This window comes from Streptomyces sp. NPDC048248 (genome assembly GCF_043201875.1).
In the GTDB taxonomy this organism is placed as follows: Bacteria; Actinomycetota; Actinomycetes; order Streptomycetales; family Streptomycetaceae; genus Streptomyces.
Genome location: NZ_JBICZL010000015.1, coordinates 82,853 through 107,454, shown reverse-complemented (window position 1 = coordinate 107,454; position 24,602 = coordinate 82,853). Strand labels below are relative to the sequence as shown.

The 24,602-nt window shown below is 71.2% G+C and carries 20 protein-coding genes and 1 pseudogene; 15 read left to right on the top strand and 6 right to left on the bottom strand.

All coding sequences use genetic code 11. The features are described from left to right. Window positions 1-212: 212 nt before the first annotated feature. A pseudogene (locus ACGFZW_RS29680) lies at window positions 213-503 on the top strand (DUF6542 domain-containing protein); the annotation flags it as partial. A 61-nt stretch (window positions 504-564) separates the two neighbouring features. Here ACGFZW_RS29680 and ppgK read toward each other — a convergent pair. Beyond that, entirely contained in the window at window positions 565-1,434 is an 870-nt protein-coding gene (ppgK, locus tag ACGFZW_RS29675; RefSeq protein ID WP_393896328.1) for a polyphosphate--glucose phosphotransferase, read from the bottom strand. Window positions 1,435-1,547: 113 nt separating this feature from the next. Next, the gene (locus tag ACGFZW_RS29670) at window positions 1,548-2,579 is read right to left on the bottom strand and encodes a 4-hydroxy-3-methylbut-2-enyl diphosphate reductase (protein WP_393896327.1); all 1,032 of its coding nucleotides are present in this window, start codon (window positions 2,577-2,579) and stop codon (window positions 1,548-1,550) included. 121 nt (window positions 2,580-2,700) lie between these two features. Between ACGFZW_RS29670 and ACGFZW_RS29665 the strand changes: the two genes are divergently transcribed. From ACGFZW_RS29665 to ACGFZW_RS29650, 4 genes are all read left to right on the top strand, one after another. Then, entirely contained in the window at window positions 2,701-4,146 is a 1,446-nt protein-coding gene (locus ACGFZW_RS29665) for an APC family permease (protein WP_393896413.1), read from the top strand. A gap of 158 nt (window positions 4,147-4,304) precedes the next feature. Beyond that, window positions 4,305-5,540, top strand: coding sequence for an exodeoxyribonuclease VII large subunit (xseA, locus tag ACGFZW_RS29660; RefSeq protein WP_393896326.1), 1,236 nt, complete (start codon window positions 4,305-4,307; stop codon window positions 5,538-5,540). A 10-nt stretch (window positions 5,541-5,550) separates the two neighbouring features. Then, complete coding sequence (locus ACGFZW_RS29655; RefSeq protein WP_393896325.1) at window positions 5,551-5,847, top strand: exodeoxyribonuclease VII small subunit; 297 nt, start codon at window positions 5,551-5,553, stop codon at window positions 5,845-5,847. 334 nt (window positions 5,848-6,181) lie between these two features. Then, a complete protein-coding gene (locus ACGFZW_RS29650; RefSeq protein ID WP_393896324.1) occupies window positions 6,182-6,775 on the top strand; it encodes a malonic semialdehyde reductase in 594 nt (197 codons plus the stop codon). A gap of 121 nt (window positions 6,776-6,896) precedes the next feature. Here the strand turns inward: ACGFZW_RS29650 and ACGFZW_RS29645 are convergent, their stop codons facing one another. After that, window positions 6,897-7,433 carry a DUF4245 domain-containing protein gene (locus tag ACGFZW_RS29645; protein ID WP_393896412.1) on the bottom strand — a complete coding sequence of 179 codons (537 nt, stop codon included), beginning with the start codon at window positions 7,431-7,433 and terminating at the stop codon, window positions 6,897-6,899. A gap of 261 nt (window positions 7,434-7,694) precedes the next feature. Between ACGFZW_RS29645 and glpX the strand changes: the two genes are divergently transcribed. Then, window positions 7,695-8,726: a class II fructose-bisphosphatase gene (gene glpX / locus ACGFZW_RS29640; protein WP_393896323.1), complete on the top strand. Its 1,032-nt coding sequence runs from the start codon at window positions 7,695-7,697 to the stop codon at window positions 8,724-8,726. Window positions 8,727-8,824: 98 nt separating this feature from the next. On the opposite strand, the gene ACGFZW_RS29635 is transcribed toward glpX, so the two are convergent. Then, window positions 8,825-9,184: a WhiB family transcriptional regulator gene (locus ACGFZW_RS29635; protein WP_393896322.1), complete on the bottom strand. Its 360-nt coding sequence runs from the start codon at window positions 9,182-9,184 to the stop codon at window positions 8,825-8,827. Between the two features lie 155 nt (window positions 9,185-9,339). Continuing rightward, window positions 9,340-10,122, bottom strand: a complete 783-nt coding sequence (locus ACGFZW_RS29630) for a DUF1707 domain-containing protein (protein ID WP_393896321.1) — start codon at window positions 10,120-10,122, stop codon at window positions 9,340-9,342. Window positions 10,123-10,324: 202 nt separating this feature from the next. Here ACGFZW_RS29630 and ACGFZW_RS29625 point away from each other — a divergent pair, with 202 nt between their 5' ends. The 7 genes from ACGFZW_RS29625 (at window position 10,325) to ACGFZW_RS29595 (ending at window position 20,652) form a co-directional block, all read left to right on the top strand. Beyond that, complete coding sequence (locus tag ACGFZW_RS29625) at window positions 10,325-11,998, top strand: fumarate hydratase (RefSeq protein ID WP_393896320.1); 1,674 nt, start codon at window positions 10,325-10,327, stop codon at window positions 11,996-11,998. Window positions 11,999-12,542: 544 nt separating this feature from the next. Next, window positions 12,543-13,037: a hypothetical protein gene (locus tag ACGFZW_RS29620; RefSeq protein WP_393896319.1), complete on the top strand. Its 495-nt coding sequence runs from the start codon at window positions 12,543-12,545 to the stop codon at window positions 13,035-13,037. A gap of 219 nt (window positions 13,038-13,256) precedes the next feature. Next, window positions 13,257-14,660, top strand: a complete 1,404-nt coding sequence (locus tag ACGFZW_RS29615; RefSeq protein ID WP_393896318.1) for a class II fumarate hydratase — start codon at window positions 13,257-13,259, stop codon at window positions 14,658-14,660. 68 nt (window positions 14,661-14,728) lie between these two features. Beyond that, on the top strand, window positions 14,729-15,439 hold the full coding sequence (locus ACGFZW_RS29610; RefSeq protein WP_393896411.1) for a DUF402 domain-containing protein: 711 nt from the start codon (window positions 14,729-14,731) through the stop codon (window positions 15,437-15,439). A gap of 197 nt (window positions 15,440-15,636) precedes the next feature. After that, window positions 15,637-16,320, top strand: a complete 684-nt coding sequence (locus tag ACGFZW_RS29605; RefSeq protein ID WP_393896317.1) for a class I SAM-dependent DNA methyltransferase — start codon at window positions 15,637-15,639, stop codon at window positions 16,318-16,320. Between the two features lie 494 nt (window positions 16,321-16,814). Beyond that, complete coding sequence (locus tag ACGFZW_RS29600) at window positions 16,815-19,034, top strand: SpoIIE family protein phosphatase (protein WP_393896410.1); 2,220 nt, start codon at window positions 16,815-16,817, stop codon at window positions 19,032-19,034. Window positions 19,035-19,188: 154 nt separating this feature from the next. Further along, entirely contained in the window at window positions 19,189-20,652 is a 1,464-nt protein-coding gene (locus ACGFZW_RS29595) for a catalase (protein WP_393896316.1), read from the top strand. Window positions 20,653-20,734: 82 nt separating this feature from the next. On the opposite strand, the gene ACGFZW_RS29590 is transcribed toward ACGFZW_RS29595, so the two are convergent. Beyond that, window positions 20,735-23,002, bottom strand: a complete 2,268-nt coding sequence (locus ACGFZW_RS29590) for a transglycosylase domain-containing protein (protein WP_393896315.1) — start codon at window positions 23,000-23,002, stop codon at window positions 20,735-20,737. Between the two features lie 246 nt (window positions 23,003-23,248). On the opposite strand from ACGFZW_RS29590, the gene ACGFZW_RS29585 reads away from it, so the two are divergent. Both ACGFZW_RS29585 and ACGFZW_RS29580 read left to right on the top strand, forming a co-directional pair. After that, window positions 23,249-24,238 (top strand): SPFH domain-containing protein, encoded by a 990-nt coding sequence (locus ACGFZW_RS29585; protein ID WP_393896314.1) that lies wholly within the window; start codon window positions 23,249-23,251, stop codon window positions 24,236-24,238. After that, a complete protein-coding gene (locus tag ACGFZW_RS29580) occupies window positions 24,235-24,522 on the top strand; it encodes a hypothetical protein (RefSeq protein ID WP_393896313.1) in 288 nt (95 codons plus the stop codon). The genes ACGFZW_RS29585 and ACGFZW_RS29580 overlap by 4 nt, the downstream gene beginning before the upstream one ends. The last annotated feature ends 80 nt before the right edge of the window (window positions 24,523-24,602 follow it).

Sequence of the window (24,602 nt, the reverse complement as noted above, 5' to 3'; positions counted from 1 at the left end):
CCGCGGCGCGGGCCGCCAGGCCGTCCGCCGCGCAGGCGTCGGCCCGAGGCCCCGCACAGGCCGGTGCCCGCGCGCCGACCCGTCCGGCTCCGGGCGGACCCGCGCAGCCGGACGGCCCCGGCCCGCAGATCGGGGGTGAGACCTCGACGGTCTACCGCGCCCGGCCACGGCACCGCGGCCCGCTGGCCCCGCTGGCCGCCGTGCTGCGCCGGATGCCGGCGCCCAAGCTCACCGGCCTGGGGTGCTGGCTGCTGGCGACCCTCGCGCTGCTGGCGTTCGCGGCCGTGGACCGGCTGCTGTTCGGCGGCGCGCAGACCGCGTACGGCGTGTTCTTCATGCTGGTCAGCGCCTGTGCGGCGCTGTGGGTGCGGCCCTACGACCTGATCACCGCGCCGATCGCGCTGCCCATCGCGTTCGTCGTGGGGACGGTGCCGATCCAGCGTGGCAGCCACGGTTTCGGCGGGATGCTGATGGGCGTCTTCACCGTCCTCGCGATGAACGCGGGCTGGCTCTACGCCGGCACCGTGCTCTGCGCGCTGCTGGCGCTCTTCCGCAAGGCCCTGATCATCGCCCGCCGTCGGCTCGGCCGGCCGGTGTCCCGACCGCAGGGCGCGGGTCCCGCCGGCCGGGATCCGGGGCGGCAGTCGGCGAAGGGTCGTCCGCAGCGGGTGGCCCGCCAGCCCGGGCGGCGTGGGCAGCCATGGCGGCCCCGACAATCCCCGCGTTGTTCTGAAGCTGCGCCGGTACGATCTCGGCCCTGATGTCCTCCAGCAGTGGCAGGAACTTCTCCGCCTTGCGGCTGACCCCGCCGCCGAGCACGAACAGCTCGGGCGAGAAGAGCATCTCCACGTGCGCGAGGTACTTCCGGACGCGGCGTGCCCAGTGCTGCCAGGTGAGGTCCTCGTCCTCCTTGGCCTTGGTGGAGGCGCGCTTCTCGGCGTCGTGACCGCGCAGTTCCAGGTGGCCGAGCTCGGTGTTGGGGACGAGCCGGCCGCCGGTGAAGACGGCGCTGCCGATGCCGGTGCCGAGGGTGAGCACGATGACCGTGCCGCTGCGGTCGCGGCCCGCGCCGTAGCGCATCTCGGCGAGCCCCGCGGCGTCGGCGTCGTTGAGGAGGGTGACCGGGCTGCTGCCGGACGCGCCGCCGAGCCGGCTGGTGAGCAGGGCTGCGGCGTCCACGCCGATCCAGTGTTTGTCGACATTGGCGGCGGTGCGGGTCGTACCGCCGGTGACCACACCGGGGAACGTGGCACCGACCGGGCCCTGCCACCCGAAGTGCTCGACGACCTCACGGACGCTGTCCGCGACGGCCTCCGGGGTCGCCGGGTGCGGGGTCAGCACCTTGTGGCGCTCTTCCGCGAGGTCGCCGCGCTCCAGATCCACCGGGGCGCCTTTGATGCCTGATCCGCCGATGTCCACACCGAAGACCTTCATGGGAAAAGGCTAGGTGCTGCGGGGCGGATCCGCGTGGAGAAACGGGCGATGGGAGGCGTGCGGGAGGCCGGCGTGGACCCGGCGGGGCCGGGTCCACGCGAAGCCCGCTGTGCTCAGCCCTCCACGGCCGACTTGGCCTCGGCGCGCAGGTCGCGGCGGAGTTCCTTGGGCAGCGAGAAGGCGATGGACTCCTCGGCGGCCGTGATCGTCTCGACGTCTTCGTAGCCGCGCTGGGCGAGCCAGTCCAGGACGCCGTGGACGAGGATCTCGGGGACGGAGGCGCCGGAGGTGACGCCGACGGTGTTCACGCCCTCCAGCCATGCCTCGTCGATCTCCTCGGCGTAGTCGACGAGGTGGGCGTCGCGGGCGCCCGCGCCGAGGGCGACCTCGACCAGGCGCACGGAGTTCGAGGAGTTCTTGGAGCCGACGACGATGACGAGGTCGGCCTCAGCGCCCATCTGCTTCACCGCGACCTGGCGGTTCTGGGTCGCGTAGCAGATGTCGTCGCTGGGCGGCGAGAGGAGGTTGGGGTAGCGGCCCTTGAGAGCGCCGACGGTCTCCATGGTCTCGTCGACGGAGAGCGTGGTCTGGGAGAGCCAGACGACCTTCTCCGGGTCGCGGACCTCGACGTTCTGCACGTCGTCCGGGCCGTCGACGATGGTGATGTGGTCGGGGGCCTCGCCGCTGGTGCCGACGACCTCTTCGTGGCCCTCGTGACCGATCAGGAGGATGTCGTAGTCCTCGCTGGCGTACCGGACGGCTTCCTTGTGGACCTTGGTGACCAGCGGGCAGGTGGCGTCGATGGTGGCGAGCTTGCCGCGCTTGGCCTCGTCGTGGACGACCGGGGCGACGCCGTGGGCCGAGAAGATGACGATGTTGCCCTCGGGCACCTCTTCGGTCTCGTCGACGAAGATCGCGCCCTTCTTCTCCAGGGTCTTCACGACGTACTTGTTGTGCACGATCTCGTGGCGTACGTAGACGGGCGCGCCGTACTGCTCCAGGGCTTTCTCGACGGCGATCACCGCGCGGTCCACGCCCGCGCAATAGCCACGAGGGGCGGCGAGCAGGACCCGGCGGGTCTCCCCGCGACGCGAAGCGTCTCCGCTCGGGGTGGAGGCGGGCGGCGGGCTGGGCGTAGCAGTCATGCGTCCCATCGTACGGCCGTACCTCAACCCCCAAAGATCGCACCGGTGACCGAGACTGAGGAACGTGCCCTGCCCGGCGTCGAACATCCGGGCGGGGCCCGGCACACCAGAGGGAGGCATGATGCCGAGCACGTTCGGCGAGACGGGTGAGGGCGCGGAGGGTCACGGCTCGGGGGCCGCCGACGGGGGCGGGAGCAGCGCCGAGGCCGGATCGCTGCGCCGGACGCTGTCGTTCCGGGATCTGATCGTTTACGGGCTGCTGTTCATCGCGCCGATGGCCCCGGTCGGCATCTTCGGCACGCTGCAGGCCAAGTCGCACGGCGCGATCGCGCTGGTCTACCTGGTCGCGACCGTCGCGATGGCCTTCACCGCCTACTCGTACGCGCAGATGGTGCGGGTCGCCCCGCGGGCCGGCTCGGTCTACACCTACGCCCGGGTGGGGCTGGGCCCAGGCCCGGGGTTCATCGCCGGATGGATGGCGATGCTGGACTACCTGCTGATTCCGGCGGTGGCGTATCTGTTCTCCGGGATCGCCATGCACGCGCTGGTGCCGTCGGTGCACGAGTGGGTGTGGACGGCGATCGCGGTGGTGGTGACGACGCTGCTGAACCTGTGGGGGGTACGGACCGCCGCGATCGTCGGGTTCGCGGTGCTCGCCATGGAGATCGCGGTGCTCGCGGTGTTCGTGGTCGCGGCGGTCGTCGAGCTGAGCGCCCATGGGGCGCAGCGCGGCTGGGCGGCGCCGCTGTCGGGCGAGGGCGGCTTCTCGATGAGCGCGGTGCTCGCCGCGGTGTCGGTGGCGGTGCTGTCGTATCTGGGTTTCGACGCCATCGCCTCCTTCGCGGAGGAGGCGAAGGGCGCGCCGGGTTCCGGCCTGCGCGGTTCCGACAGGGTGGCGCGCGCGGTGCTCACCTGTCTCGCGGTGGCCGGCGTGCTGTTCGCGGTACAGACGTACCTGGCGGCGCTGCTGGCACCGATGAGCGCGGCGGAGCTGGCGGCCCACCCCGGGGAGCAGGGCGAGGCCTTCTACACCACGGTCGACTCCGCGGTGGGCGACTGGCTGCACGACCTGGTGGCCGTCAGCAAGGCGATCGGGGCGGCGTTCGCGGCGCTGGCGGGGCAGGCCGCCGCGGCCCGGCTGTTGTTCGCGATGGCCAGGGACCGGCGGCTGCCGGGGGCGATGTCGAAGGTGGACGCGGGCAGCGGGGTGCCGCGCCGCGCACTGCTGGGTGCCGCCCTGGTGACGCTGTTGGCGGCGGTCTGGGCGGCCCGCAGGGACGACGGGCTCGATCATCTGTCGTCGATCGTCAACGTCGGGGCGCTGACCGCGTTCGCGCTCCTGCACGCATCCGTGGTCGGTTGGTTCCGGGTACGCAGGCAGGCCGAGGTGCCGAGCGTGCTGCGGCATGTGGTGGTGCCGGTGCTGGGCTTCGCGGTGGTCGTCGCCGTGATCGTCGAGGCGTCCACGACGGCGCAGATCGTGGGCGGCATCTGGTTGGCGGTGGGGCTGGTGGTGCTGGCGGTGCAGTACCGGGGCGATCGGGAAGCTTCGAGCCCGCCGATGTGAGGCGGGGGCGGGCGAGGGCGGCGGGGCGAGTCGGGCCCAGGGGGTCCGGGCCACCGGGCTCGGACGGGGCCCCCACGGGATCCGGGCCCACGGGATCCGGCCCCTGCCGGGCTCGCGGCCACTGCCCGCTGTCGGTGGCCGCCGATACCCTCGCTCGTATGGCTGTCTCTACGTCCCCGGAAGCGCCGATCCCGGTCGGCGAGGTGTCCCGGCTCATCGGCGGGTGGATCGACCGGCTCGGCGCGGTGTGGGTCGAGGGGCAGATCACCCAGCTCTCCCGCCGGCCGGGCGCGGGCGTCGTCTTCCTGACGCTGCGCGACCCGTCGTACGACATCTCGGTGAGCGTGACGTGCTACCGCCAGGTGTTCGACCGGGTCGCCGAGGTGGTGAGCGAGGGCGCCCGGGTCGTGGTGCACGCCAAGCCCGAGTGGTACGCCCCGCGCGGGCAGCTCTCGCTGCGGGCCGCCGAGATCAAGCCTGTCGGCGTCGGTGAACTCCTCGCCCGACTGGAGCAGTTGAAGAAGTCGCTGGCCGCTGAGGGGCTGTTCGCGGCCGACCGCAAGACGTCGCTGCCGTTCCTGCCGCAGCTGATCGGCCTGGTCTGCGGCCGGGCCAGTGCCGCGGAGCGGGACGTCCTGGAGAACGCCAGGCACCGCTGGCCCGCGGTCCGCTTCGAGGTGCGCAATGTGCCTGTCCAGGGGGTGCACGCCGTGCCGCAGGTGATCGAGGCGGTCCAGGAGCTGGACGCGCACCCCGAGGTGGACGTGATCATCGTGGCGCGTGGTGGCGGCAGTGTGGAGGACCTGCTGCCGTTCTCCGACGAACAGCTCGTCCGGGCGGTGGCCGCGGCCCGGACCCCCGTCGTCTCCGCGATCGGCCACGAACCGGACAGCCCGCTGCTGGACCTGGTCGCCGACCTGCGGGCCTCCACCCCCACCGACGCCGCCAAGAAGGTCGTGCCGGACGTGGGCGAGGAGCTGGCCCGGGTCACGCAGCTGCGCGAGCGGGCACTGCGCGCGGTCCGCGGCTTCGTCGAGCGCGAGGAGCGGGGGCTCACCGCGGCCCTGCACCGGCCGTCGATGCAGCGGCCCCAGCGCATGGTCGAGGAGCGCGAGGAGCAGGTCACAGCGCTGCTTGAGCGGGGCAGGCGGACGCTGGGGCACCTGCTGGACCGCGCGGACTCCGAGCTGGCGCACACGCTGGCGAGGGTGGTCGCGCTCTCCCCGAAGGCGACGCTGGAGCGGGGGTATGCCGTGCTCCAGAAGCCGGACGGGGCCGCGGTGCGCTCGCCGGAAGAGGTCGGGGCGGACGAGGAGTTGCGGGCCAGGGTGGCCGAGGGCGAGTTCCGGGTGCGGGTGGACGGCGTTCCCCGCGCTGTCACACCCCCCGCATAGGGTGGGAGACATGGCGAAGGCGAAGACGGACGACATGGCGGACGCCGAGCGCGGGGCTGCGGCCGGCGCGGAGACCGAGGTGGCCGCCGTGGACTCCACGCTCGGCTACGAGCAGGCGCGGGACGAGCTCATCGAGGTGGTCCGCAGCCTGGAGGCCGGCGGCACGACCCTGGAGGAGTCCCTCGCGCTGTGGGAGCGCGGCGAGGAGCTGGCGAAGGTCTGCCGCCGCTGGCTGGACGGCGCCCGGGCCCGGCTGGACGCGGCGCTGGCGGAGTCCCCGGAGGGGGCGGAAGCGGAGCGCGGGTAGCGCAGCGGTCGGGTTGGCACGGCGGGCGATGCTGCCGGGAGACCGGTGGCCGGGTGGCCGCCGGGCCGCGGAATCCGGAACGTGCTGACGCACCGGCCGATCCGCCGCGGGCACGGCAGACGCCGAGCCCGAGGCCGCGGGTGCCCCGAGCCCCCCGGCCCGGAATACGCCCCTCACCCCTCTCGCCCGCCTCGCCCCTATCGCCCCATGTGAACCGAATCACACTTCCCCGGTTTTAGTTGAATGTTCACACATCTTCGCTACAGTGGTTCACGTAGCCCCATCAGGCTCGTCGAAGAACCTGAAACCCAGCCGACTCACCGAGGTGCCCTTTATGTCTCTCGCCCTTGACGCCGCCGCTCAGGACCTCCTCTTCCGCGAGGCCCAGACCGCCAACACGTTCACGGACGAGCCGGTGACGGACGAGCAGGTCCAGGCGATCTACGACCTGGTGAAGTACGCCCCGACCGCCTTCAACCAGTCGCCGCTGCGGATCACCCTGGTCCGTTCCGAGGACGCCCGCCGCCGCCTGGTCGAGCACGCCATGGGCGCCAACGGCCCCAAGACGCAGACCGCGCCGCTGACCGCGATCCTCTCGGTGGACCTGGACTTCCACGAGCACCTGCCGCGCCTCTTCCCTGCCGCCCCCGGCGTCAAGGACGCGTTCTTCTCCGAGCTCGCCGCCCGTGAGGCCGCCGGCACCCAGAACGCCACCCTGCAGGCCGGCTACTTCATCCTGGGCGTGCGCGCCGCGGGTCTGGCCGCGGGCCCGATGACCGGCTTCGACTTCACCGGCATCGACAAGGAGTTCTTCGGCGACGGCAAGCAGAAGTCCTTCCTGGTCATCAACATCGGCAAGCCGGGCGCCGACGCCTTCTTCCCGCGCTCGCCGCGCCTGGAGTTCGACGAGGCCGTCAGCACCGTCTGAGTCCGCCCCGCGCGACCCGCACGACGACGAGGCCGCCGCACCCCTCACGGGTGCGGCGGCCTCGTCGTCTGCGTACGACTCCTGCCGGAGGCGTCCGGATCCCGCCAGGGACCGTCGCCTCTCAGCCCTTCTTCGCCTCCAGCGAGGCGGCCAGCTCCGCGAGCCTGCCGTAGGGCGCGGTACCGGTGACGACCGTGGTCACACCCGGCTCGCTGCGGACCAGGGCGTTGTACTTCTCGCCCCTGTAGCGGTCCCACTTCGCGCTGCCGACGGCCTGCTTGCCCGCAGCCTTCGTCGCGCCCAGCGTGACCTTCTTGATGAACTCCTTGGCGGGCGCGTCGCTCTGCTCGATCGCGGCGTACTCCTGCTCGGGGTCCAGCATGCCCAGATGCCAGGCGCCGCCCTTGCCGTCGTTGCTGGCCTCGTACGAGACGGAGGTGGCACGCCAGGTCTTGGGGAGCCCCTTGGGCACGGCGACCGGGTACGGCGCCGCGCGCCGGGCCGTGATGGCCTCGACGCGGTAGTCGACGGTCCTGACCGCGTTCTTCTCGGCGGTCCGGCTGTCGTCGTGCGGGATGAACACATAGATCGCCCCGACGAGAGCGCCGATCACCGCCAGCGACAGGACCATGTCCCGCACCGTTTGCCTACCTCGCATACCTGCCACGCCCCTATGGTCCCCCATGCCCCCGACGCGTCGGACGGGCCCCCCGGAGACCGCCGTCACACCGCCTCCCCGACCGCGTCCCGGCCCCGCCACAGGCAGCCCGCGAAGGGCCGCCACCAGCCGGTTCGGCCCGCCACGCGGGGCCGGCGGCGCCGCTCATGCGAAGGGCCCCCTGCTCATTTTCGTGACGTACCGATAAAGTCATGACCACCCTCACTTCCACGGCCGTCGCCGTACAGAAAGGTGCGCTCGATGACCGAGCATCATCTCCCGCCTCCCCTCGAGGTCAGCCCCGAGGCTCCGGACCGCAACCTCGCCCTGGAGCTGGTCCGGGTGACCGAGGCCGGCGCCATGGCCTCGGGCCGCTGGGTCGGCCGGGGTGACAAGAACGGCGCGGACGGCGCTGCGGTCAAGGCCATGCGTGCCCTGATCCACACCGTTTCGATGAACGGCGTCGTGGTCATCGGGGAGGGCGAGAAGGACAACGCCCCGATGCTCTACAACGGTGAGCGCGTCGGCGACGGAACCGGCGCGGAGTGCGACGTCGCCGTGGACCCCGTGGACGGCACGACGCTGACCGCCAAGGGCATGGCCAACGCCGTGTCCGTGATGGCGGTCGCCGAGCGCGGCACGATGTTCGACCCGTCCGCGGTCTTCTACATGGACAAGCTCGCCACCGGCCCCGAAGCCGCCGACTACGTCGACATCAACGCCCCGGTGGCGGTGAACATCCGCCGCATCGCCAAGGCCAAGCGGTCCGCCGTCGAGGACGTCACCGTCGTCATCCTGGACCGGCCGCGCCACGACGGACTGGTCAAGGAGGTCCGGGAGGCCGGCGCCCGGATCAAGTTCATCTCCGACGGCGACGTAGCGGGCGCGATCATGGCGGCCCGCGAGGGCACCGGCGTGGACCTGCTGCTGGGCATCGGCGGCACCCCCGAGGGCATCATCGCGGCCTGTGCCCTCAAGTGCCTGGGCGGCACCCTCCAGGCCAAGCTGTGGCCGAAGGACGACGAGGAGCGCGGGCGCGCTCTCGACGCCGGTCACGACCTCGACAAGGTGCTGCAGATCGAGGACCTGGTCAGCGGCGACAACGTCTTCTTCGTCGCCACCGGCATCACCGACGGCGACCTCCTGCGCGGCGTCCGCTACCGCGCCGAGAACGCCTACACCCAGTCGCTGGTGATGCGCTCCAAGTCGGGCACCATCCGCCAGATCGACTCCCAGCACCGGCTGTCGAAGCTCCGCGCGTACAGCTCGGTGGACTTCGAGCGCCCCAGCTGACGCACCGGCGGGGCCACCACCCCGTCGGACACGCACTTCGCCCCCGACGGAGATCTCCGTCGGGGGCGAAGTGCGTGAGCCGAAGCCGCTCGGCGCCGTCAGCCCACCGCGGGCATGTGGGCGGCTCGCTGGAGCTCGGTCTCCCGGCGCCGCCGCCGGGCGAGCACGACCCGGCGCTCGGCGGCGGTCAGGCCGCCCCAGACGCCGTACGGCTCGGGCTGGAGCAGCGCGTGCTCCCGGCACTCGACCATCACCGGACAACGGGCGCACACGCGTTTCGCGGCCTCTTCCCTGGCCAGTCGCGCGGCGGTCGGTTCCTTGGACGGGGCGAAGAACAGCCCGGCTTCGTCCCGACGGCACACCGCCTCCGAATGCCAGGGACCGGCCTCGTCGCGAGCGGCAACTCGCTGGGCCGGCACGACGGCGGCATCCTGCAGGGGCTGATGCGGTAGCAGCACGGTCTACTCCTGACGACGGCTTCGGCGAGAAAATCACCCTTGCCCGTCTCGCTGCGCACGGCTTTTCGCACCCCGCAGCCGTACGAGAGACGATGCACCAGCCCTACCCGCTGTACGCACGCTTATGCACACGGTGGCCGCCGGAGAAAGCCGTCTCAGTCCTCGCGGTCCTTACGGAAGCGGTCGCGGCGCCCGTGGAGGTCGTGATGCAGCCGGGCGCGCCGGTCGACGCGCTGTTCACGGAGCCGGTCGCGCAGGTCGCGCAGCAGGGCGCCGCGCTTCGGCTTCGCCTCCACGCTGCCCAGCAGGGCGAAGCCGTTGACCTGCACCTGCGGGGCGTCGGCCTCGGCCGCGTCGTGCGTCTCCACCTCGAAGGCGCCCAGCACGCCGGAGCCGCTGCTGCGCAGCGTGATGTTCTCCGGGACCCGGATCTCGACGCTGCCCAGGATGGCGGTGACGGTGATCTGGACCTGCTGCTGGGGGAAGACCGCCTCGGTGAGATCGATCTCCACGCTGCCGAAGATCGCCACGGCGTTGATCCGCGCGGGGACCTGCCAGCGGCCCTTGCGGACGGAGGCGCTGAAGACCGCGACCAGGTTCTGGTCCGGGACCGGAGGGCCGGCGGCGTACGCCCCCGAGGCGGGGCGCGGACCGCTGTCGGCCGCCACCGGCAGGTCGCGTACGACGGGCTCCAGCTCGCCCATCGTCTTGGCGCGGTAGACCATGTCGATCCGCTCGGCGTGCTCCTCGGCGTCCAGCCGGCCCTCGGCCAGCGCCTCGCGCAGGATGCCGGCGATCCGGTCGCGGTCCGCGTCGGACGCGCGGATCTCGGCCTCGGCCACGGGCCTGGCCGGTTGCGCCGGCTGCCGGTCGCGCTTTTCGAGCGGAACGGGCGGGGTCGCGGAGCCGGGCTCCGGGGTGTCGTCAGCAGCGTTCACGGCAGCAGCCTACCGAAACGCGATAGATCGCGACAGGGTGTGGCGCGACCGGTCCGCTCACCTCGTGCCGCCCCGGGCCCGCCCCGGTCCGTCGCCAACTGAGCCTTACCTCACAGCGGCGTCCGGGCGCCAGGGTTCTACCCTGGTCAGGCGCTGCCGTAGATGCCAGCCGAGACCCCTCCAAGTAAGGAATGACTCCGAAATGCCGGAATTCGCCTACACCGACCTGCTCCCCACCGGCGAGGACAACACCCCGTACCGCCTGGTCACTTCGGAGGGCGTGAGCACCTTCGAGGCCGACGGCCGCACGTTCCTCAAGGTCGACCCGGAGGCGCTGCGCAAGCTGGCGGCCGAGGCGATGCACGACATCTCGCACTACCTGCGCCCCACGCACCTCGCCCAGCTCCGCAAGATCCTGGACGACCCCGAGGCCAGCGCCAACGACCGCTTCGTCGCGCTCGACCTGCTGAAGAACGCCAACATCGCCGCGGCGGGTGTGCTGCCCATGTGCCAGGACACCGGCACCGCGATCGTGATGGGCAAGCGCGGCCAGCACGTGCTCACCGAGGGCGGCGACGAGGAAGCCCTCTCGCGCGGCATCTACGACGCCTACACCCAGCTCAACCTGCGCTACTCGCAGATGGCCCCGCTGACGATGTGGGACGAGAAGAACACCGGCTCCAACCTGCCGGCCCAGATCGAGCTGTACGCGACCGACGGCGGCGCCTACAAGTTCCTCTTCATGGCCAAGGGCGGCGGCTCGGCGAACAAGTCGTTCCTCTTCCAGGAGACCAAGGCGGTCCTCAACGAGGCCTCCATGATGAAGTTCCTGGAGCAGAAGATCCGCTCGCTCGGCACGGCCGCCTGCCCGCCGTACCACCTGGCCATCGTCGTCGGCGGCACCAGCGCCGAGTACGCGATGAAGACCGCCAAGTACGCCTCCGCGCACTACCTCGACGAGCTGCCCGCCGAGGGCTCGCCCACCGGCCACGGCTTCCGCGACAAGGAGCTGGAGGAGAAGGTCTTCGAGCTGACGCAGAAGATCGGCATCGGCGCCCAGTTCGGCGGCAAGTACTTCTGCCACGACGTCCGCGTCGTCCGGCTCCCGCGCCACGGCGCGTCCTGCCCGGTCGCCATCGCCGTCTCCTGCTCCGCCGACCGTCAGGCCGTCGCGAAGATCACCGCCGAGGGCGTCTTCCTGGAGCAACTGGAGACCGACCCGGCGCGGTTCCTCCCGGAGACCACCGAGGAGGAGCTGACCGAGGGCGCTGGACCCGACCTCAACGCGGTCGCCATCGACCTCAACCGCCCGATGGACGACGTTCTCGCCGAGCTGACCAAGCACCCGGTGAAGACCCGCCTGTCCCTCACCGGCACCCTGGTCGTCGCCCGCGACATCGCGCACGCCAAGATCAAGGAACGCCTGGACGCAGGCGACGACATGCCGCAGTACCTCAAGGACCACCCGGTCTACTACGCGGGCCCGGCCAAGACCCCCGAGGGCTACGCCTCCGGCTCCTTCGGCCCGACCACCGCGGGCCGGATGGACGCCTACGTCGAGCAGTTCCAGGCCGCCGGCGGCTCCAAGGTCATGCTCGCCAAGGGCAACCGCTCGCAGCAGGTCACCGAGGCCTGCGGCAAGCACGGCGGCTTCTACCTGGGCTCCATCGGCGGCCCGGCCGCGCGACTGGCCCAGGACTGCATCAAGAAGGTCGAGGTCCTGGAGTACGAGGAGCTCGGCATGGAGGCCGTCTGGCGGATCGAGGTCGAGGACTTCCCGGCCTTCATCGTCGTCGACGACAAGGGCAACGACTTCTTCCAGGACCCGGCACCCGCCCCGACGTTCACCAGCATCCCGGTGCGACAGGGCAACTGACGGCCTGAACCTCTGAGAGCCCCTGGCGATTGCCGGGGGCTCTCGTCGTTCCGCCGCGAACAGCCGCGAACGGGGGACTCGGCGAGAGCTCCTGATTTACGACATTCGACCTCTCCCGGTCAATGTCATCGATGAATTCCACGTTGAGTGCCACCCTGAAAAAGGGCGTCGATATCCCGATTCTCCACGAAGTACGGAATATCTTCCGGGAATTGCATGACCCCTCCCCCAACCAACCGCGGAGACAACGTCGACAGCCCTGGCCCACCGTGACCGCCCGGCGGACAGGCCTCAACTACCCTAAATCCCAGCGATGTTCGGCGCCTCTCGGCGCGAACGTCCACGACCGTAGGGTGCGCATGCCGCTGACTGCGCGGTGCCCGGTGCGGCCGTATCCGCCCCGGGCTCCGCGCGCACCCCGTCATGTGTCGGAGAATCTCTTTCGACCACGAAGTCGAAGAGAACGGCATGCCCCATGGCGCACCCGAACCGGCCGAGGACTCCCCCACCGGACCGAACTGAACTGCCGTCAGATGAAGGAGCGATGGTCGGGCTCTTCTGGGCCGACGCCGACGGGTGCTGGCTGGGCGCTCCTCCCGGGGCCGGGGGGTCCGCGGTGCGGCTGACCGATGACGGACTGCTGGCGGTCGGCGAGACCCGCGACGCGTGGCGCTGGTCGCAGGTGAGCGAGGTGTCCGTGCCTGACGCGCCCTCCCGGTCGCACCTGAGGCGCCGCATGCGGAAGGCGGCCGATCTGGCGGCCACCATGTCCGGGTTCGGTGGACCCGAGGCCGCGCCGCGGATGACCGTGCGCGTCACCCACGCGGAGGGCGCGAGCGAATGGCCCGTCTCCTCCGCCGCCGCAGCGGCCTACACCCACCGCGAGGTGGAACTCTCCCACCAACTCCTTGAAGCCTTCGCCTCCGGAGCCCTGCGCCCGTCGCTCATCACCGACTGGTGGCGTACGGCGGACGCCGCCGCGAACCTGAGATCCCATGCCCGCGAGACACTCCTGGAAGAGTGGGCGGGCCGCGCATAGCCCCCTCCGGCGCGCCTGGTGCCGAGGGATCGGCAAGGGGGCCAGGCGTGGCTGCGGGCGTACACGTCGACCGGTTCGCCCGCCACGACGTCGACCCGCGCATATCCCGCGTGCGGACCGGCCGCTTTCCGGGCGGCGTCCGAAGGCCGGGATCCTCCTCCGGGTGCTATCGGGTGGCCGGGCGGGAACAGATCGCGGATTCCGGGCACTGAGATAGGTATGAGCGAGAACAGCACCCCCGGCGACTTCAGGACCGAGCACGACTCCATGGGGGAGGTGCGGGTGCCCGCGCACGCGAAGTGGCGGGCGCAGACGCAGCGCGCGGTGGAGAACTTCCCGATCTCCGGGCAGCGGCTCGAGCGGGCGCACATCGAGGCGCTGGCGCGGATCAAGGCCGCGGCCGCCAAGGTCAACGCCGACCTCGGAGTGCTGGACGAGGAGGTCGCGGAGGCGATCGTGTCGGCGGCCGGCGAGGTCGCCGACGGCCGCTGGGACGAGCACTTCCCCGTCGACGTCTTCCAGACCGGCTCCGGCACGTCGTCGAACATGAACACCAACGAGGTCGTCGCGACGCTGGCCACCGAGCGGCTCGGCCGCCCGGTCCACCCCAACGACCATGTCAACGCCAGCCAGTCGTCCAACGACGTCTTCCCCTCCTCGATCCACATCGCGGCCACGGCCGCGGTCACCCATGATCTGATTCCGGCGCTGGAGCATCTCGCGGCGTCCCTGGAGCGCAAGGCGGAGGAGTTCGCCGAGGTCGTGAAGTCGGGGCGTACGCACCTGATGGACGCGACGCCGGTGACCCTCGGCCAGGAGTTCGGCGGGTACGCGGCGCAGGTGCGGTACGGCGTCGAGCGACTGCGGGCGTCGCTGCCGCGGCTGGCCGAACTCCCACTGGGCGGCACGGCCGTGGGGACGGGCATCAACACCCCCGAGGGCTTCTCGGCCGCGGTGATCGCCGAGGTGGCGCGCGCCACCGGGCTGCCGCTGACCGAGGCCCGCAACCACTTCGAGGCGCAGGGCGCGCGCGACGGGATCGTGGAGACCAGCGGCCAGTTGCGGACGATCGCGGGCGGCCTGACGAAGATCTCCAACGACCTGCGCTGGATGGCTTCGGGGCCGCGTACGGGCCTCGCCGAGATCAGCCTGCCCGATCTCCAGCCCGGTTCGTCGATCATGCCGGGCAAGGTGAACCCGGTGATCCCCGAGGCCGTCCTGATGGTCGCGGCCCAGGTCACCGGCAATGACGCGACGGTGGCCGCGGCCGGCGCCGCGGGCAACTTCGAGCTGAACGTGATGCTGCCGGTGATCGCCAAGAACGTGCTGGAATCGGTGCGGCTGCTCACTCATGCCTCGCGTCTGCTGGCGGACCGTACGGTCGACGGCATCACCGCGCATGTCGAGCGTGCCCGTGAGTACGCCGAATCGTCCCCTTCGGTGGTCACCCCGCTCAACAAGTACCTCGGCTACGAGGAGGCCGCGAAGGTCGCCAAGCGCTCGCTGGCCGAGCGCAAGACGATCCGTCAAGTGGTCATTGACGGCGGTTACGTCGAACGTGGCGTGCTCACCGAGGAACAGCTCGACCAGGCGCTGGACGTGCTGCGTATGACGCACCCGTAACACCCGGTGCGGCTCAGATCACGGCGCGCGTAACTCCGCGCGCCTAAGATCTGCTCATGACAGCGGACATGGTGGACACAACGGAAGGCGAGACGGCCGGCACCCGTGAGACGGCCGGTTCGGCGGGGCGAGCGCGCTGGGCGCCGGGTGATCACATCCTGTGGCGCTATCGCGACAACGCCGACGGCGACCGGTTCCACATCTGCCGTCCGATGACCGTCGTCCAGGACACCGATGAGCTGCTCGCGGTGTGGATGGCGCCCGGCACCACCTGCGTCAAGCCGGTGATCGCCGATGGCACGCCGGTGCACCGCGAGCCGCTGAGCACCCGCTACACCAAGCCCCGGCGCACCGCCCGCGATCACTGGTTCGGCACCGGTGTGCTGAAGCTGGCCCGACCGGGCGACCCGTGGTCGGTGTGGCTGTTCTGGGAGCGCGACTGGCAGTTCAAGAACTGGTACGTCAATCTGGAGGAGCCGCGCCGCCGTTGGTCGCGCGGTATCGACTCCCAGGACCACTTCCTCGACATCTGCGTCTACCCCGACCGGCACTGGGAGTGGCGGGACGAGGACGAATTCGCGCAGGCGCAGCGGGACGGCCTGATGACGTCCGCGCAGGCCGCCGAGGTCCGGTCGGCCGGGCGCGCCGCGGTCGCGCACATCGCTGCCTGGGGCGGGCCGTTCGGGGAGGGCTGGGAGGACTGGCGGCCCGATCCGGCGTGGGAGGTGCCCCGGCTTCCGGAGGACTGGGACCGGGCGCCGGACCGTTTGCGGTCGTGAGGGCGGGTACGCGTCCAAGGAGAGGGAAGGGGCGAACCATGGAATGGTGCGCCCTTGGGCGGTGCTGTTTCTCCCGGGCCGATCCCCCTTGCTGTGCCGGGGGTCTTCAAACGTAGGATCGTCCTCCGCAAGACTGCACAGGCGCAACTCCAGAACTGGACAACGAACTTGACTGCGGTCGCAGGAGGGGCGAGGTCGTGAGCGCTACGAGCTACGACGGATATGAGGGCCTGAACCGGTTAGCACTGGACCGGGCCGGCCAGGCCGAGGCGTTCGACGCGATCGGTGACCGGTACGACGAGGCCTTTCCGCACAAGGAGGGCCAGCTCGCGTCGGGCGCCTGGCTCGCCGACGCGCTGCCCGCCGGCTCGCGGATCCTGGACCTCGGGTGCGGTACGGGCCTGCCGACCGCCCGGCAGCTTTCCGACGCGGGGCACCGCGTGGTGGGGGTCGACCTCTCCCCCGCGATGGTCAAACTGGCCCGGGACAACGCCCCGGCCGTCGAATTCCACCGGCTGGACATCGCCGATCTGCGCAACGGCCGGCTGGGCGGCCCCGGCTCCTTCGACGGCATCGCCGCCTTTTTCGCTCTCCTGATGCTGCCGCGTGCGGAAATCCCTTACGCGCTGCGCATGGCGCATGATCTGCTACGACCGGGCGGCCTGCTGGCCCTGTCCATGGTCGAGGCGGATGTCGACGACTTCACGATTCCGTTCCTGGGCAACTCGATCCGGGTATCGGGTTATCTGCGGGACGACCTGCGCCGAGTCGTGCACGACGCAGGCTTCGAGGTCACCGGGGAGGACTCGTATGCGTACGCCCCGGCGAGTACGGACGTACCACCCGAGATCCAGCTCTTTCTGCACCTGCGACGCGCTTGAGACGCCGCGCGTCAGCCGCGCAGCCCCGGACGGATGGAACCCCACGCGTGACGGAGCACCCCACCTCCCCCGAATCGCGGCAGTCGGCCCCGACCGCCGCGTCTTCGGCGTCCCCTTTGCGGGGGCCCACCGGTACGGCGCCGCTCGGCGCGGTCCCCGACCCCCGCAGCGCCCTCCAGCAGCCGGCCTCCCCGGGGTTCGCCCCGGTTCCCGGTACGGGCTTCGCCGTGCGCGGGGGTGACGACATCGGCATGCGCGGCGGCGCCGGGGACGGCACCGGCACGGCCGCGCCCGGGTTCGCCGGCGCGGTCGCGGCGTGTGCCGGCGCGGCGGGTGGCCGTGACGACGAGCCGGTCGCGGATCACGGCGCGGCGGAGCGGGACGCGGCGGCCGACGCCGGCCGGGACGCCGCCGGGCACGCCACCGGCCGCGACCCGTTGAGCTCCTACGGAAACTCCTACAGCTCCTACAGCGACCCGTATGCGGAGGTGGCGATGCCGGTGTCCGGACGGCCGGCCGGAGTGCCGGACGCGGATCGCAACGCGGCCCGTGGCGCCGCGGACCGTGGCCGCGAGGACACGGCCCCGCCGCCTGCCCCGCATGCCGGCCGGGCTGCCGAGGAGGGCGCGGGCGGTGCGGAATCCGAACGGACCGCCGTACGCCACGCCGCCGTCGGCCGCGCGGGGACACCCGAGCCGGGCGAGGAGCCGCGGCCCGGCGGCAACGGCATCGGCCGCCCCCGCGAGGGCGGCGGGGCGGGCCGGTCACGGCCGCGTGACACCGATCCGTCCGGCCCGCCGTCGGTGCCGCCGCCCGCGTCCCGCGGCGGTGGCCCCGATCCGTCGGGAACGCGCGGCGGGGACGCGGCGCGGGCGATGGCCGGTGGCGGCGGAGAGGCCGCCGTGCCGCCGCAGCAGAGCGCGCAGGCGCCGTCGGCTCCCCCGGCGAGGTCCGGGCATCCCGGCGAGAGCGGGGAAGTGGCGGCGGCCCGGCAGGCGGGCGGCGACCGGCTGCGCTTCATCGGGGCGGCGACCCGGCGCATCGCCCGCGGCATAGACCTCGACGAGATCGTGCTCGGCCTGTGCCGGGCGACGGTGCCGACCTTCGCCGACGCGATCCTGGTGTACCTGCGCGATCCGCTGCCGGTCGGCGACGAGCGGCCGACAGGTCCGGTGGTGCTGCGGCTGCGCCGTACCGACCGCATTCCGGAGGAGCCGGACACCAACGGCGCCCGGCTCCCGGTGCTGCCCGCGCAGCCGGACCTCGGTCCGGCGATGGGCGGCAGCGCTGCCGAACTGGCCGAGGTGCGGCCCGGCGGGCCGCTGGCGGAGGTGCTGCGCGGTGTGCGGCCGCTGTTCGGGGAGGCACAGGCGGCGCGGACGGCACTGCCCGAGCTGCTGGGCCCCGACACCCGGCTGCCCGGCGGGCATCGGGTGATCCTGGCGCCGCTGCGGGGCCGTCGGCGGGTGATCGGTGCGGCGGTGTTCCTGCGCCGCCCGGACCGGCCGCCGTTCGAACCGGACGATCTGCTGGTCGCGGCGCAGCTGGCGACGCACACCGCACTGGGTGTGGACAAGGCGGTGCTCTACGGCCGCGAGGCGTACATCGCCGACGCGCTGCAGCGCACAATGCTGCCCGACTCGCTGCCGCAGCCGACCGGCGTGCGGCTCGCCAGCCGCTATCTGCCGGCCGCGGAGACCGCCCGGGTGGGCGGCGACTGGTACGACGCGATCCCGCTGCCGGGCAGCCGGGTGGCGCTGGTGGTCGGCGACGTCATGGGCCACTCCATGACCTCCGCGGCGATCATGGGGCAGCTGCGGACGACGGCGCAGACGCTGGCCGGTCTTGATCTGCCGCCGCAGGAGGTGCTGCACCATCTCGACGAGCAGGCGCAGCGGCTGGGCTCGGACCGGATGGCGACCTGCCTGTACGCGGTCTACGACCCGGTGGCGCACCGGATCATCATCGCGAACGCGGGGCATCCGCCGCCGGTGATGCTGCACCGCGGCGGCCGCGCGGAGGTGCTGCGGGTGCCGCCGGGCGCGCCGATCGGTGTCGGCGGGGTCGATTTCGAGGCGGTGGAGCTGGACGCCCCGGCGGGCGCCACGCTCGTGCTGTACACGGACGGCCTGGTCGAGTCGCGGATCCGGGACGTGTGGACCGGCATCGAGCAGCTGCGGGAGCGCCTGACGGAGACGGCCCGGCTGACGGGCCCCAACCCGCCGCCGCTGGAGCCGCTGTGCGACGAGGTGCTGGACATGCTGGGTCCCGGCGACCGCGATGACGACATCGCGCTGCTCGCGGCCCGGTTCGACGGCATCGCGCCGAGCGATGTCGCGTACTGGTATCTGGATCCCAAGGCCCAGACCGCCGGTCAGGCGCGTCGGCTGGCCCGGCGTGCGCTGGCGCGCTGGGGCCTGGACGAGCTGACCGACCAGCTGGAGCTGCTGGTCAGCGAGGTGGTGACGAACGCGGTGCGGTATGCGGAGCGGCCGATCACCCTGCGGCTGCTGCGGACGGACGTGCTGCGCTGCGAGGTGGGCGACGATGTGCCGCAGCTGCCGAGGCTGCGGCAGGCACGGCCGTCCGACGAGGGCGGCCGGGGGTTGTACCTCGTCAACCGGATGGCGCGACGCTGGGGCGCGACCCGGCTGAGCATGGGCAAGGTCGTCTGGTTCGAGCTGTCGATGCCGCCGGGGGCCGCACGCGGCTGAGTCGCCGCCCGGCGCCCGTTTCACATGTTGGACCCCGTCCGAGACCGGACGGGGTCCAATTCTTGCCGACATGCCGTCGGATGCGTTGACTGCTTGTGCGGGTACAAGGGACTGACCGACCTCATCCCAGCCGTCGAACGGGAGGCGTTCCTCCATGACCAGCTCGACCTCACGCGTGCCGCGCACCACGAACAACGCCGCCATCCCGGTGGAGAGCGACGAGCACTCGCTGACTGTGAGCCCGGATGGCCCCATCCTGCTCCAGGATCACTACACGATCGAGAAGATGGCCCAGTTCAACCGCGAACGGGTCCCCGAGCGCGTGGTGCACGCCAAGGGCAGCGGCGCGTACGGCACCTTCCAGGTCACCAACGACGTCAGCCAGTTCACCAAGGCGGACCTCTTCCAGCCGGGCAAGAGCACCGAGATGCTGGCCCGCTTCTCGACCGTCGCAGGTGAGCAGGGCTCCCCCGACACCTGGCGCGACCCGCGTGGCTTCGCGCTCAAGTTCTATACCGAGCACGGCAATTACGACCTGGTGGGCAACAACACCCCGGTCTTCTTCGTCCGTGACACGATCAAGTTCCAGGACTTCATCCGGTCGCAGAAGCGGCGCCCGGACAACGGGCTGCGCGACAACGACATGCAGTGGGACTTCTGGACGCTGTCGCCGGAGTCCGCCCACCAGGTCACCTGGCTGATGGGCGACCGCGGCATCCCCAAGACCTACCGCCACATGAACGGCTATGGCTCGCACACCTACATGTGGGTCAACGACGGCGGCGAGAAGTTCTGGATCAAGTACCACTTCAAGACGGACCAGGGCATCGACTTCCTCACCCAGGAGGAGGCCGACCGGATCGCCGGCGAGGACGCGGACCTGCACCGCCGTGATCTGTTCGACTCCATCGACAGCGGCAACGCGCCGTCCTGGACGCTGTATGTGCAGGTCATGCCGTTCGCGGACGCCCCGGACTACCGCTTCAACCCGTTCGACCTGACCAAGGTGTGGCCGCACGGCGACTACCCGCTGATCGAGGTCGGGCGCATGACGCTCAACAGGAACCCGGAAGACTTCTTCATCCACATCGAGCAGGCGGCCTTCGAGCCGTCCAACATGGTGCCGGGCATCGGGCCGTCCCCGGACAAGATGCTGCTGGGCCGGCTGTTCTCCTACCCGGACACCCACCGGTACCGCATCGGCCCGAACTACGCGCAGCTGCCGCCCAACCGGCCGCACGTCCCCGTCCACTCGTACGCCAAGGACGGCCCGATGCGCTTCGACCCGGCGCGGGTGGCCCGGCCGTACGCACCGAACTCGTACGGCGGTCCGGCGGCCGACGTCGCGAATTACGGCGAGCCGGCGGGCTGGGAGACCGCCGGTGAGATGGTGCGCGAGGCGTACACGCTGCGCCGCGAGGACGACGACTTCGGGCAGCCGGGCACGATGGTCCGCGAGGTCCTCGACGACGCGGCCCGCGACCGGCTGGTGGGCAATGTCGCCGGCCATCTCCTGAACGGTGTGAGCGGTCCGGTGCAGGAGCGCGCGTTCCAGTACTGGCGCAATATCGACAAGAGCATCGGCGACCGTATCGCCAAGGCGGTCAACGGCGGCTGACCTGCGTCCGCCGACTGCACGCACCGCGGCCCCCGCATCGATGCGGGGGCCGCGGTGCGTGTGAGCGGCGCGAGGCAGTCCGTCAGTCGAAGCCCGGCAGTCCGTTGGCGCCGTTGCCTCCGGGGTCGTCGCCGGTGTCGCCGCCTTCGGTGCCGCCGTTCGGCGGTGCGGGGCCGGACGGCGTCGTGGTGGGCGGGATCGACGGCGTACCGCTCGGCGTCTGCGACGGCGTCCCGCTGGGCGTCGACGGCGTCTGCGAGGGCGTGTTGCTCGGCGACTCGGGCGTCGACGGCGTCTGCGACGGGGTCCTGGTCGGCGGCGGGGTGCTGGTCGGGGGCACTCCGGCGCCGAGGTTGGTGTCCAGATCGAAGTCGGCGCCGGTGTTGCCGCCGAGCGCGCCCGCGGTGTAGTCGGCCCACACCCTGGCGGGGTAGCCGCCGCCGTTGACGCGGCCGCCGCCGCCGACGCCCTTGAGCGTGACCTGGGCGCCCTGGCGGACCTTGTCGTCCGATGCGGCCGCCTCGCCGAACATGCCGACCGCGGTGACCAGCTTGGGCGTGTAGCCCACGAACCAGGCCGACTTGTTGTCGTCGGAGGTGCCGGTCTTGCCCGCGGCCTCGTAGTCGGTGTTCTTCACGGCGTCCGAAGCGGTGCCGTCGTTGACCACGCCCGTCAGGACGGAGGTGAGGGTGTCGGCGGTCTTGCGGCTCAGGACCTGTTCGCCGATCGGGTCGGGCAGCGACTGCTCCTCGTCGGTGCCGTGCACGGCCTTGGTGACCAGCGCCGGGGTGACCTTCTTGCCGTGGTTGTCGAGCGTCGCGTAGGCCCCGGCCATCTGGAGCGGGCTGGCTCCCATGGTGCCCAGGGTCATGGCCGGCTTGACGTCCATCTTGCTGCCGTCCATGCCCAGGCCGACCGCGGTCTTCTTGACCTGTTCCAGTCCGGCGTCCTGGCCCATCTGCGCGAAGACGGCGTTGACGGAGTTGTTCGTCGCGGTCTGGACGCTGATCTTCCCGTACTCGCGCTCATCCTCGTTCGGCGGCGCGAAGGGAATCGTTCCGCCGACGACCGGGCGGCGGTTGCTGCCGTCGTAGACCGTGTCCGGAGTGATCGGCTCGCCGTCCTGGGTGGTGGCGTTGTTCTCCATGGCCGATGCGAGGATCAGCGGCTTGAAGGTGGACGCCGGCTGGTAGTCCGAGCGCAGCGCGTTGTTGGTGTAGTGCTTGGTGTAGCCCGCGCCGCCGTACATCGCCACGATGTGGCCGGTCTCGGGGTCCACCGAGGTGGCACCGAGCTGCGCGTCGGCGTCGACCTTGCGCTTCTTGGGATCGAGTTCGTCGGTGAGCTTGTGCTTGACGGACTTCTCCAGCTGCTGCTGCTTGTCCTTGTCGATGCCGAGGGTGACGGTCCAGCCGCCGGCCTCGAACTCCTTCTCGTCGACGCCCTTGGCGAAGAGTTCCTTCTTGGCCGCCGTGATGAGGTAGCCGGTCTGGCCGTCGAGTCCGGGCAACGGCTTGGGCTGGCCCGGCTTGTCGAACTCCTGCTTCCTGCGCTCCGCCGCGGGGAGCCACCCCATCTCGACCATGTTGTCGAGGGTGTAGGCCCAGCGGTCCTTGACCCGGGCCTTGCCCGCGTCGGTCGCCGTGGTCCAGTCGTACTGGCTCGGAGCCTGGAGCAGCGAGGCGAGGTAGGCGCCCTGCGAGACGCTGAGCTTGTCGACGTCGACGCCGTAGTAGGCCTGCGCGGCGGCCTGGATGCCGTATGCGCCGCGGCCGTAGTAGCTGGTGTTGATGTAGCCCGCGAGGATGTCGTCCTTGCTGAACTTGTTGTCCACCTTGAGGGAGATGACGATCTCCTGGAGCTTGCGGCTGACCGTCTGCTCCTGGCTCAGGTAGTAGTTCTTGACGTACTGCTGGGTGATCGTCGAGCCGCCCTGCTTGCCCTGCCCCCGCAGGGTGTTCAGGATGCCGCGGAAGGTGCCCTTGAGGTCGACGCCGGAGTCCTGGTAGAAGGTCTTGTTCTCGGCGGCGACGAAGGTGCGCTGGACGCCCTTCGGTATTCGGCTGAGCGGCACGCTCTCGCGGTTGACCGCGCCGACCCGGGCCATGACCTTGCCGTCGGCGTACTTGTAGACGTTGCTCTGCGCGGTGGCCTGCTTGTTGCCGTCCGTGGGGACGTCCACGTAGAGGTACAGGCCGATGAAGCCGAGGATGCCCAGCAGGCATGCCCCGAGGAAGGTCCCGAGGACCTTCTTCCAGGTGAAGAAGCGGCGTATGCCGCCTCGCTTCTGTTTCGGTTTGGCCCGGCGGGCGCTCCCCTGCTGCGCCCTTCTCACATCCGCTCGGCCCATCGCTCCCGCAACTCCAGTCGTTCCGCCCCCGGATAAGTCAGCTGTCGAAGCTAACACCGCATCTGTCCACAAATACTCATCGATCAAGGCTTTTCCAGACGTGACAATCAGCACCCGATGCGGGGGAACCGGGACAGGGGTGTCATCCATCCCCCTGGACCCGCCGGGGCGGGAAGGGGTAAAGTGCTATCACTTTGCTAGGCCCGCGACATCAGTTGCGCGGCACCGGAAGAAACGGGGACCCCTATGTCCGACCAGACGCCCACGCCCGGCGAGGCAGCTGCCGCTCCGGCCACCGACCCCGGCGGCGACCTCGCCGTCGACGCTCCCGAGATGCCCCAGCCACAGGTCCGCGAGACCGCCGCGCACAGCATCCCGGGCGGCGTCGCCCTGCTGCTGACCGTACTCGGGGTCTTCCTCGGCATCGCGATCATCATCGTCGGCGGCATTCTCGGCTCCGGCGGCAACAACGGAGCCGGCGTGCCGATGGTCATCCTCGGCATCCTGCTGCTCCTCACCTCCTTCTTCTGCATGACCGGCGTGAAGATGGTCGCGCCGGGCGAGGCCCGGGTCATCCAGCTCTTCGGGCGGTACGCCGGCACGATCCGCACCGATGGCCTGCGCTGGGTCAACCCGCTCACCACCGCCCGCAAGATCTCCACCCGCGTCCGCAACCACGAGACCGCGGTACTGAAGGTCAACGACGCCTACGGCAACCCGATCGAGCTCGCCTCGATCGTCGTGTGGAAGGTCGAGGACACCGCCCAGGCTCTCTTCGAGGTCGACGACTTCCTGGAGTTCGTCGCCACCCAGACCGAGGCCGCCGTCCGGCACATCGCGATCGAGTACCCCTACGACGCCCACGACGAGGACGGCCTCTCGCTGCGCGGCAACGCCGAGGAGATCACCGAGAAGCTCGCCGCCGAACTGACCGCCCGGGTCCAGGCCGCCGGCGTACGGATCATCGAGTCCCGCTTCAGCCACCTCGCCTACGCCCCCGAGATCGCCTCCGCGATGCTCCAGCGGCAGCAGGCCGGCGCCGTCGTGGCGGCCCGCCAGCAGATCGTCGAGGGTGCGGTCGGCATGGTCGAGCAGGCGCTGGCACGGATCAACGAGCAGGGCATCGTCGAACTGGACGAGGAGCGCAAGGCTGCCATGGTGAGCAATCTGATGGTCGTGCTGTGCGGGGACCGGGCCGCCCAGCCGGTACTCAACACGGGCTCGCTCTACCAGTGAGCGAGGACACCCCCGAGGAGTCCGCCGCCGAGGGCGGCCGGTCACCCGCGCGACGGCCGCAGCAGCGCAAGCAGGTGCTGCTGCGGCTCGACCCGCTGATCCACGACGCGCTGGCGCGGTGGGCAGGCGACGAACTGCGCAGCACCAACGCACAGATCGAGTTCCTGCTGCGCAAGGCACTCGGGGACGCCGGGCGGCTGCCGAAGGGCGCTGGGGCGATCCCCCGGCGCGGCCGTCCGCCGAAGGGGGAGGCGCCCCAGGCCGGGGCTTCGGACAGCGGCTGACCCGCAGCGCGGAGCCGTCGCAGGGCGGCGCCGCCCCGGGCCCGGAGGACGAAGCAGCTATACATCATGCGTATACACCT

Coding starts and splice junctions, on each gene's coding strand:
- ACGFZW_RS29650 (WP_393896324.1), top strand. CDS start 6,182: ATGTCTCTCGCCCTTGACGCCGCCGCTCAGGACCTCCTCTTCCGCGAG.
- ACGFZW_RS29595 (WP_393896316.1), top strand. CDS start 19,189: ATGACCAGCTCGACCTCACGCGTGCCGCGCACCACGAACAACGCCGCC.
- ACGFZW_RS29610 (WP_393896411.1), top strand. CDS start 14,729: ATGGTGGACACAACGGAAGGCGAGACGGCCGGCACCCGTGAGACGGCC.
- ACGFZW_RS29585 (WP_393896314.1), top strand. CDS start 23,249: ATGTCCGACCAGACGCCCACGCCCGGCGAGGCAGCTGCCGCTCCGGCC.
- ACGFZW_RS29645 (WP_393896412.1), bottom strand. CDS start 7,433: ATGCGAGGTAGGCAAACGGTGCGGGACATGGTCCTGTCGCTGGCGGTG.
- ACGFZW_RS29665 (WP_393896413.1), top strand. CDS start 2,701: ATGCCGAGCACGTTCGGCGAGACGGGTGAGGGCGCGGAGGGTCACGGC.
- ACGFZW_RS29670 (WP_393896327.1), bottom strand. CDS start 2,579: ATGACTGCTACGCCCAGCCCGCCGCCCGCCTCCACCCCGAGCGGAGAC.
- ACGFZW_RS29655 (WP_393896325.1), top strand. CDS start 5,551: ATGGCGAAGGCGAAGACGGACGACATGGCGGACGCCGAGCGCGGGGCT.
- ACGFZW_RS29615 (WP_393896318.1), top strand. CDS start 13,257: ATGAGCGAGAACAGCACCCCCGGCGACTTCAGGACCGAGCACGACTCC.
- ACGFZW_RS29625 (WP_393896320.1), top strand. CDS start 10,325: ATGCCGGAATTCGCCTACACCGACCTGCTCCCCACCGGCGAGGACAAC.
- ppgK (WP_393896328.1), bottom strand. CDS start 1,434: ATGAAGGTCTTCGGTGTGGACATCGGCGGATCAGGCATCAAAGGCGCC.
- ACGFZW_RS29600 (WP_393896410.1), top strand. CDS start 16,815: ATGCCGGTGTCCGGACGGCCGGCCGGAGTGCCGGACGCGGATCGCAAC.
- glpX (WP_393896323.1), top strand. CDS start 7,695: ATGACCGAGCATCATCTCCCGCCTCCCCTCGAGGTCAGCCCCGAGGCT.
- ACGFZW_RS29590 (WP_393896315.1), bottom strand. CDS start 23,002: ATGGGCCGAGCGGATGTGAGAAGGGCGCAGCAGGGGAGCGCCCGCCGG.
- xseA (WP_393896326.1), top strand. CDS start 4,305: ATGGCTGTCTCTACGTCCCCGGAAGCGCCGATCCCGGTCGGCGAGGTG.
- ACGFZW_RS29620 (WP_393896319.1), top strand. CDS start 12,543: ATGGTCGGGCTCTTCTGGGCCGACGCCGACGGGTGCTGGCTGGGCGCT.